This window comes from Streptosporangium minutum (assembly GCF_002149035.1).
In the GTDB taxonomy this organism is placed as follows: Bacteria; Actinomycetota; Actinomycetes; order Streptosporangiales; family Streptosporangiaceae; genus Streptosporangium; species Streptosporangium minutum.
In genome coordinates this window covers 1-6838 of sequence record NZ_NGFP01000371.1, presented here as the reverse complement: position 1 = coordinate 6838, position 6838 = coordinate 1, and the positions used below count along the sequence as shown (strand labels likewise).

At 70.4% G+C, this 6838-nt stretch carries 5 protein-coding genes; 4 read left to right on the top strand and 1 reads right to left on the bottom strand.

Features of this window, described 5'->3' with window-relative positions; genetic code table 11:
• On the bottom strand, positions 1-205 hold a 205-nt coding region (locus CA984_RS41660; protein WP_207621244.1), incomplete at its 3' end, for a hypothetical protein.
• 530 nt (positions 206-735) lie between these two features.
• Here CA984_RS41660 and CA984_RS41655 point away from each other — a divergent pair.
• The 4 genes from CA984_RS41655 to CA984_RS41640 form a co-directional block, all read left to right on the top strand.
• The gene (locus CA984_RS41655; protein WP_086578840.1) at positions 736-1074 is read left to right on the top strand and encodes a hydroxyisourate hydrolase; all 339 of its coding nucleotides are present in this window, start codon (positions 736-738) and stop codon (positions 1072-1074) included.
• Positions 1075-1108: 34 nt separating this feature from the next.
• Entirely contained in the window at positions 1109-2848 is a 1740-nt protein-coding gene (leuA, locus tag CA984_RS41650) for a 2-isopropylmalate synthase (protein ID WP_086578839.1), read from the top strand.
• A gap of 262 nt (positions 2849-3110) precedes the next feature.
• A complete protein-coding gene (locus CA984_RS41645; protein ID WP_086578838.1) occupies positions 3111-5888 on the top strand; it encodes a helix-turn-helix transcriptional regulator in 2778 nt (925 codons plus the stop codon).
• Between the two features lie 208 nt (positions 5889-6096).
• Positions 6097-6838 (top strand): biotin carboxylase N-terminal domain-containing protein (locus CA984_RS41640; RefSeq protein WP_278249102.1); only part of this gene is annotated, 742 nt, incomplete at its 3' end.

The following is a 6838-nucleotide window of genomic DNA, read 5'->3' as shown; positions in this document are numbered from 1 at the left end:
GGGTGGGGGTCGGGACCGGCTGGACGTCCGACGCGCTCACCACCGTGATCATCGCGGCGCCCGTGGCCGCCACACCCGCACTGGCGACGGCGCCCGTGGCCGCCACACCCGCACTGGCGACGGCGCCCGTGGCCGCCACACCTGCGGTGACGATGATGGCGGAGAAAGCGATGCGGAAGATGCGGCTGTTGGTGTAGTCGTTCATTTTTCTGCCCTCTCGTCTGTCACAGTGGCCTGTCGTCGCGGGCCGGTCGGTCTGTGCAATTCGACATTCGCAGCGGCCGCCATCCGGTCCTTATCGGATCACTTCTGACGCGCCATTGGCGCAGCTCAAGAGGGTGTAGACGCCTTTTGCGGCCGGTTGCGGAGAGGGCTCGCCGATTGTGCGGCCGGGCCGCGGCGCCCCCGGCCGGCGGCTCCGCGGCATTCGCCTCCCCGGCCCTGCCCGATGGGCGATAGCGCGACGCCGGCGGGCGATAGCGGGACGCCGATGGGCGATAGCGGGACGAAGGCGTATCGATAGCGGGCTCCGGGATCCTGGACCGAGGGCCGGACCGGCCGGTGTCCGCCGTTATCCGGCGGCCGGGTCGACACGTGTCGGACGGGAGTCGGAGGCGCCGGGACGCATGAAGGCGTCCACCGGACCGCGGAGGCCCGCCGCCGCGGTCCGGTGCGTGATGACAGAGATGATCAGACGGTCCGCCGTGACGGGCCTGGCAGATAGGTGTTCCTGACATGGGTATCAGTGCACAGGCGCTGGACAGCGTCTACGGGCGCTCGGCCGCCGGCGTGCGGGCGCGTCTGGAACGGGCCGAGGACAGCTACTGGTGCGCCGTCGCGGTCGCCGAGACCGATGGCGACGGCTGCATCACGGAGTGGTGGGGCCAGAAGTTCGAGCGCGGGCTGTATCGCATCGTGTTCGACAGCGACTACTACTTCGTCAGCCTCGGCCTCAGCGCCGCTTATCCCGAAATAACCGTTATCTTCCGCCTGGGTGACGAAACAGAAGCGTGCCAAATCAAAGTTATCCTCTCGCCGTATTCCTATTCGACGTATTTCGGGTCGAACAACTGACGGCGATCGCGCAGGCATAGAAAGGAATCCGCCGGTGAAGACCACGAGACGACAGGCCGGGCGTTACGGCGCGTTCACGCCTGTATCCCTCCCCGAGCGTACTTGGCCGAACAACACCATCGCCTCCGCGCCGCGCTGGCTGTCGACCGATCTCCGCGACGGTAACCAGTCGCTGGCCAGACCCATGTCCCCCGACCGCAAACTGGCGATGTTCGAACTCCTGGTGGACATGGGATACAAGGAGATCGAGGTCGGGTTCCCGGTCGCCAGCCAGGACGACTTCGACTTCCTGCGCGTGCTCATCGAGCAGGAGCGGATCCCCGCCGACGTGCGGATCTCGGTGCTCGTGCAGGCCCGGGACGAGCTGATCAGGCGGACCGTGGAGAGCCTGGAGGGGGCGCCGCGCGCCACGATCCACCTGTACAACGCGACGTCGCCGCTGTTCAGGCGGGTCGTGTTCGGCATGAGCCGGGACGAGTGCAAGGACCTCGCGGTGCAGGGAACCCGGCTGATGATGAAATACGCCGACAAGACGCTGGGCGACTGCGACCTCGGCTTCCAGTACTCCCCGGAACTCTTCAGCGACACCGAGCTGGATTTCTCGCTGGAGGTCTGCGAGGCCGTCATGGACGTGTGGCAGCCGGAACCGGGCCGCGAGATCATCCTCAACTTCCCCACGACCGTCGAGCGCTCCCTGCCCAACGTCTTCGCCGACCAGATCGAATGGCTGAGCCGGAACCTCTCCAGAAGAGAGCACGTCTGCCTTTCGATCCATCCGCACAACGACCGGGGCACGGCCGTGGCCTCCGCCGAGCTGGCTCTCCTGGCGGGCGCGGAGCGGATCGAGGGCTGCCTGTTCGGCAACGGCGAGAGGGCGGGCAACGTCTGCCTGGTCACGCTCGGACTCAACATGTTCACCCACGGGGTCGATCCGGGCATCGACTTCTCCGACATCAACGAGATCCGCCGCACCGTCGAACGCTGCAACGGACTGTCCGTCCATCCGCGGCACCCCTACGGGGGCGACCTCGTCTACACCTCCTTCTCGGGCTCCCACCAGGACGCGATCAAGAAGGGGTTCGACGCCCTGGAGCGCGAGGCCGTCCACCGGGGCGCCGCCGTCGGAGACCTCCCGTGGGAGATGCCGTACCTGCCGCTCGACCCCGAGGACGTGGGCCGGACGTACGAGGCCGTCGTCCGGATCAACAGCCAGTCGGGCAAGGGCGGCGTGGCCTACGTCATGAGCGCCTGGCACGGCCTGAACCTGCCGCGTGACCTGCAGATCGACTTCGCGCACGTGGTCCAGTCGCAGGCCGACGCGGAGGGCGGGGAGATCACGCCCGGCCGGGTCAGGCAGCTTTTCGAGCGCGAGTACCTCTCCAGCTCCGACCTGCCCGTCCCCCTCGCCTCCGGCACCGAGCTGGTGACGACCTCCCTCCATGTCGACGGCGAGAGATTCGACGTCGGCGCGGACAGGGCGGATACCGTCCAGGCCGTCCGGGCGACGCTCACCCGCTGGGGTTTCGACGTGCGGGCCGTCCATCGCACCGGGATCGCCGGCCAGGATCGCGGTCCGGACGCGGACGTGGCCGTCTACGCCGAGTGCCGGGTGGACGGGCGGGTCTCCTGGGGGGTGGGCATCGACCGGGACGTCGAGACCGCGTCCCTCGCGGCGGTGCGTTCGGCCGTCATCAGGGCGCGCCTGAAGCACATGCCCGCCAGGGGCGCGCAGGAGCCGGGGATCGCCGCGCCGCTGGCCGCCGCGGGCGGGTGACGGCCGGCTGCCGTCCGCGGGCGGCAGCGGGCCGGAGCGGGTGATAGCCGGCCGATAACGGATGGAAACCGCACCCGCATAGCGTCTTCATCGTCACCCCATCGGAGAACAGCCGAGATCGAAAGGTGCGAAGACGATGCGGAGAATCCAGCTCAAAAAGCAGAAGGAAAAGGCGCTCGACTCATTGGACCTGCGTACTCCGTCCGGCCGTAAGTTGCGGTTCTGAACCGCCGGGCCCATTTCTCCAAGAGGGAGGCTGATCATGAGCTTGGTCGAAAGAGATGAGGCGTTGGCCTCCCTTGAGGGGCTTCTGGCCAACGCGGTCATGGGCAAGGGAAGGGTCGCGCTGGTGAGCGGCACCGTCGCCACCGGCAAGAGCGAGCTGCTGCACAGCTTCGCGGAGCAGGCCCTCGAACTGGGCGCCCTGCCCGTCACGGCGACGGGGTCGCGCGTCGAGCGCGATCTGCCGCTGGGCGTGCTGCGCCAGCTGATCCAGGACTCGCCGCTGGTGGCGGAGGAGCGTGAGCGGGCCATGGCCCTGCTGGACGAGGGCGCCCGCACCGTGACGCCGTCCGGCTCCCAGGCGGAGCCTCTCGACCATGTCGACGCCCAGATCGTCCACGCCCTGTGCACGCTCCTGCTGGAGCTGTCGGAGCGGTATCCGCTGATGATCGTCGTGGACGACGTGCAGCACGCCGACCGCGCGTCCCTGCTCTGCCTCTCCTATCTGTCGCGGCGGGTGCGGTTCGCCCGGATCGTCGCGGTGTTCAGCCACTCCGACCACGGGTGGTCCAGCGAGACGTTCTTCCAGACCGAGCTGCTGCGCCAGCCGCACTGCCGCCGCATCCAGCTCGCCCCGCTCTCCAGGGCGGGGGTGATGTCCCTGGTCGCCAGGCGGGTGGGGAAGGAGGCCGCCGAGCGGTTCTCCGAGGACTGGTACGCCGTCAGCGGTGGCAACCCGCTGCTGGCCGGGGCGCTGGTGGACGACTACGAGGACTTCCTGCACGCCTCCGGTGGGGAGACGCCCGCGGAGCTCGTCGTCGGCGACCGGTACGGCCAGGCCGTGCTGTCGTGCCTGCGCCGCGGTGAGCCGCAGATGCTCCGGGTGGCCCGCGGGCTCGCCATCCTCGGCGGGCCCGACTCCCTGGCCCAGCTGCTCGGGGTCGGTCCCGCGTCAGTGATCCGGGCGCTGCACTTCCTGACCGTCGCCGGCCTGCTCGCCCTGGGCCGTTTCCGGCACGAGGCGGCACGCACCGCCGTACTGGCCGAGGTGGACTCCGGGGAGTGGGCCGATCTCCACCGGCGCGCGGCGGAGCTGGCCCACGAGGGCGGCGCCTCCACCACGACGGTCGCCGACCACCTTCTCCAGGCCGGCCGGGTCGACGCCCCCTGGGGGGTCTCTGTACTGGAGGACGCGGCCAGGAACGCCCTGCGCGAAGGGCGCGTGGAGTCGGCGGTCGCCTACCTGCGGCTGGCGTGGCGCGAGTGCGTGGACGAGCAGCACCGCATCAAGATCACCACGATGCTCGTGCGCGCCGAATGGCGGATCAACCCCGCCGCACCCGCAGGACACCTGGCAGAACTCGCCGAGGCGATGCAGCGAGGCCATCTCCGGGGGAGCGACGCCGTGGTGCTGGCCCGGGCGCTGCTGTGGCACGGCCGCTTCGAGGACGCGCGGGACGTGCTGGAGCATCTGAACGAGTCGGGGAGCGGTATGGACTCCGAGACGGTGACGGAGCTCGTCATCGCCCGCCCGTGGCTGCGCGCCACCCACCCCCCCTTCCAGGCCCACCTCCAGCAGACGACCGGCGAGCAGGACCGCGCCGCCATCGTGTCGGTGACGGCGAACCGCCGACTGGACGCCGCGCTCGCGCTCGCCGACGTGCTCACCAGAGGGCCGCGCGAGGAGGTCCTGGACGCGGTCGAGCGGATCCTGCGCGGCTGCCGCCTCGACGAGATGTCGATGGACACCGTGGAGAGCGCGCTCCTGGCCCTCACCTACGCCGGGCGGCCCGACCGGGCCGCGCCCTGGTGCGACCTGTTCAGCGCGGAGGCGTCCGCACTGCAGGCCCCGAGCCGCCAGGCGAGGCTCGCCGCCATCCGGGCCGAGATCGCGGTCCGCCAGGGCGACATGCCGGGCGCTGAGCACCACGCGCGCGCCGCTCTGGACATCATCCCCCTGAGCAGCTGGGGCGTCGCCGCCGGCGGGCCGCTGAGCAGCCTCGTCCTGGCCCTGACGGCGATGGGCAAGTACGGCGCCGTGCACGAGTATCTCGACCAGCCCGTGCCCGACGCCATGTTCCGGACCCGGTACGGCCTGCACTACCTGCACGCCAGAGGCCGCTACAGCCTGGCGACCGACCACCCTGCCCTGGCGCTGCGCGACTTCCAGCGCTGCGGCGAGCTGATGGGCAGGTGGGAGCTCGACGTGCCGGGACTCGTCGCCTGGCGGGCCGACGCCGCCGAGGCCTGCCTGCGTCTGGGCCGGCCGGAGCAGGCGCGTCAGCTCGTCGAGGAACAGCTCAGGCGCTGCGGTCCCGCGACGCCCAGGGCGCACGGCGTCGCCATGCGCCTGATGGCCGCCACCGGCAACGCGCGGCAGCGCACCACCCTGCTCCGCCAGGCGGTCGAGCTGCTGCAGTCGGCGGGGGACAGGTACGAGCTGTCCAGGGCGCTGTCCGATCTCGTCAAGGTCTACCAGGACCTCGGCGAGTACCGCCGCGCGGGAATGATCGCGGGCCGGGCGCAGGCCGTGGCCCGGGAATGCGGCATCGGATCGGTGAGCAGGGCGCTGCCCCGGGACGGGGACGGCGGCACCGCGACGCCGCCGGCCGAGCCGGGCACCGTCCTGAGCGACGCCGAGCGCAGGGTCGCCGTCCTGGCGGCCGCCGGATACACCAACCGGGAGATCGCCGGCAAGCTCTACATCACGATCAGCACGGTGGAGCAGCATCTGACCCGGACCTACCGCAAGCTGAACATCACCCGGCGCGCGGACCTGCCGTCCAGCCTCGAATTCAACAGCCCGGTCACCGCCTGAACCGTGTCGGCGGGCTGCGTCGCGCGGGTCCTGCCGCGTCCGGCCGCCGGCACGGTCCGCGCTTCCGGGGCCGATTTTGTAGGGGTGTCAAGAAAAGGACATACCTGATTACCCTTGCGGAATCGGTGTATTTCATAGCTCTGGAGTGATGTACCAGGAAATCCGGTGAGGAGTTCGCGTGACCGTCCCCCCTGCTGCGAAGGCCGCAATGAACCGTCGTTTCCGCAAGGTCCTGATCGCCAATCGTGGTGAGATCGCCGTGCGGATCGCCCGCGCATGCAAGGACGCCGGGCTGGCCAGCGTCGCCGTCTACGCCGACCAGGACCTCGACGCCCTGCACGTCCGCCTGGCCGACGAAGCCCACGCCCTGACCGGCACCACCCCCGCCGACACCTACCTCGCCATCGACAAACTCCTCACCATCGCCCACACCACCGGCGCCGACGCCATCCACCCCGGCTACGGCTTCCTCGCCGAGAACGCCACCTTCGCCCAAGCCGTCATCGACGCCGGCCTCACCTGGATCGGCCCACCCCCAGCCGCGATCACCGCCCTCGGCGACAAAGTCGCCGCCCGCCACATCGCCCACCGCGTCGGCGCCCCCCTCGTGGCCGGCACCCCCGACCCCGTCACCGACGCCGACCAAGCCATCGCCTTCGCCCACCGCCACGGCCTGCCCATCGCGATCAAAGCCGCCTACGGCGGCGGCGGCCGCGGCCTCAAAGTCGCCCGCACCATCGCCGAGATCCCCCACGCCTACGACAGCGCCGTCCGCGAAGCCACCGCCGCCTTCGGCCGCGGCGAATGCTTCGTCGAACGCTACCTCGACCGGCCCCGCCACGTGGAAACCCAATGCCTGGCCGACGCCCACGGCCACGTCGTCGTCATCTCCACCCGCGACTGCTCCCTGCAACGCCGCCACCAAAAACTCGTCGAGGAAGCCCCCGCCC

What these genes read in the sequence shown, in the direction of transcription:
- CA984_RS41655 (WP_086578840.1), top strand. Translation starts at nt 736, where the DNA reads ATGGGTATCAGTGCACAGGCGCTGGACAGCGTCTACGGGCGCTCGGCC.
- CA984_RS41645 (WP_086578838.1), top strand. Translation starts at nt 3,111, where the DNA reads ATGAGCTTGGTCGAAAGAGATGAGGCGTTGGCCTCCCTTGAGGGGCTT.